This window comes from Seleniivibrio woodruffii, assembly GCF_029267515.1.
GTDB classification, from domain to species: Bacteria; Chrysiogenota; Deferribacteres; order Deferribacterales; family Geovibrionaceae; genus Seleniivibrio; species Seleniivibrio woodruffii_A.
The window spans coordinates 1-1,591 of the sequence record NZ_JAJUIS010000035.1 but is presented as its reverse complement, the minus strand read 5'-3'; the positions used below and the strand labels follow the sequence as shown (position 1 = coordinate 1,591).

The window sequence follows — 1,591 nt, the reverse complement described above, 5'->3', positions numbered from 1 at the left end:
TTTGATGGCAGGAATGGCGTCCGATGCTCTGGTCTCAGTCAGAAAGCCGAGCCTGCCGAGGTTTATCCCCAGAATCGGCGTCTCTTTCATGCCCAGAAGTCTGACAGCGGAAATGAGCGTTCCGTCGCCTCCGAGGACTATGACAAGATCAGCCAGCTCACGGATATCGTCGTCGGTATAAAATTCTCTTTCGCCAAGCGCCTCAGCCGTCCGTTTCGCCTTGAGAATGCGGACTCCGTGTTCGGTCAGAAAATGCGTTATCTCCCCCAGTAGGGGACGCACTCTGTCGCCGTGGGGCTTAGCTATGATAGCAATATTCTTCATACACTACCTTGCGGATGATGCTTTCTGTTTGTTGCGGAACTAATTGAACATTGTACCTAAAATACACCAGATATTCAATGTTTCCTTTTGCGCCTTTAATGGGCGATGCGCAAAGCCCGGCAAGAGCGAAACCGCACCCGCCGCCCCATGTGATTACCTGACTTATCACTCTCTCGTGAACGCTTCTGTCGTTAACTATTCCGCCCTTGTCCACCTCATTGCGCTCCGCTTCGAACTGGGGCTTTATGAGAAAGACAGCCACCGAATCATCATGGCAGAACTGCACACAGGCGGGGATTATCTTTGAAAGAGAGATGAAGGACACGTCGCAGACGAAAACGTCGGCCACTGTGTTGATGGTCTCATAGGGGATGGTTCTGAAATTTGTGGCATCCAGCACTGTCACCCGCTCATCCCTTGCGAGTCTGGGGTCGAGCTGCCCTTTGCCTGTGTCCACTGCGAAAACCTTCGCCGCACCGTATTTCAGCGCAACGTCGGTGAATCCGCCTGTGGATGCACCTATATCTATTACAGTTTTATCTTTGAAATCGATTTGAAATTCATCCGCCGCCTTTTCGAGCTTCAGCCCGCCCCGGCTTGCGAATTTGTTGTGGGCTTTCAGCCTGATGATGCTGTCGGAAGGAACAGTCTGACCGGGCTTGTCGGCTCTGTGGTCGTTCACAACCACAAGACCCGCCATGATAAGCCTTGCCGCCTCGTCAGCATTCTCAGCCAGATCCAGCTGAACCAGAAGACTGTCGATGCGCTCCTTTTTCGGCTTCTGCATCAGATATGTTTTCCGATGTTTTCCAGAATGCTCTCAGCATCCAGCTGAATGAGCTTACGCAGGCTTTTGTGGTCGCCGTGTTCAATGAATACGTCGGGGATGCCGTGTTTGATGATTTTGACCAGAACGCCTTTATCCATAAGGATATCGGCTATCTCATCACCCGCTCCGCCCTTAACGCTGCCCTCTTCGGCTGTAACAACCAGTTTTGCGCCCCTTGCGGTTTCGGCGATCTTTTCGGCGTTCAGCGGCTTAAGGAAACGGATGTTGACCAGTTTTGCGGAGATTCCCTTTGCCAGCAGTTCTTTATAAACAGGGTACACCTCTTCGAAGATATGACCGGCAGAGAACAGAACAACGTCGGTTCCGTCGCCTATTATCTCCGGCTCTCCCATCTCAACGGGGGTAACGGGTATATCGTCATATGCGCCCGCCTCGCCTCTGGCATAGCGGATGGCACAGGGAGTCTGCATTTTTTCG

The 1,591-nt window shown here is 52.2% G+C and carries 3 protein-coding genes; all 3 read right to left on the bottom strand.

Going from position 1 to position 1,591, the window contains the following annotated elements; translation table 11 throughout:
- The coding region (locus Q7P67_RS13415) for an NAD(+)/NADH kinase (protein WP_303852741.1) at positions 1-324 on the bottom strand (324 nt) is incomplete at its 3' end.
- A complete protein-coding gene (locus Q7P67_RS13410) occupies positions 299-1,111 on the bottom strand; it encodes a TlyA family RNA methyltransferase (RefSeq protein ID WP_303852740.1) in 813 nt (270 codons plus the stop codon). The genes Q7P67_RS13410 and Q7P67_RS13415, both read right to left, overlap by 26 nt.
- The coding region (locus Q7P67_RS13405) for a transketolase C-terminal domain-containing protein (RefSeq protein WP_303852739.1) at positions 1,111-1,591 on the bottom strand (481 nt) is incomplete at its 5' end. The genes Q7P67_RS13405 and Q7P67_RS13410, both read right to left, overlap by 1 nt.

Excerpts from the sequence above, each read along its gene's own strand:
- Q7P67_RS13410 (WP_303852740.1), bottom strand. The coding sequence starts at position 1,111 with ATGCAGAAGCCGAAAAAGGAGCGCATCGACAGTCTTCTGGTTCAGCTG.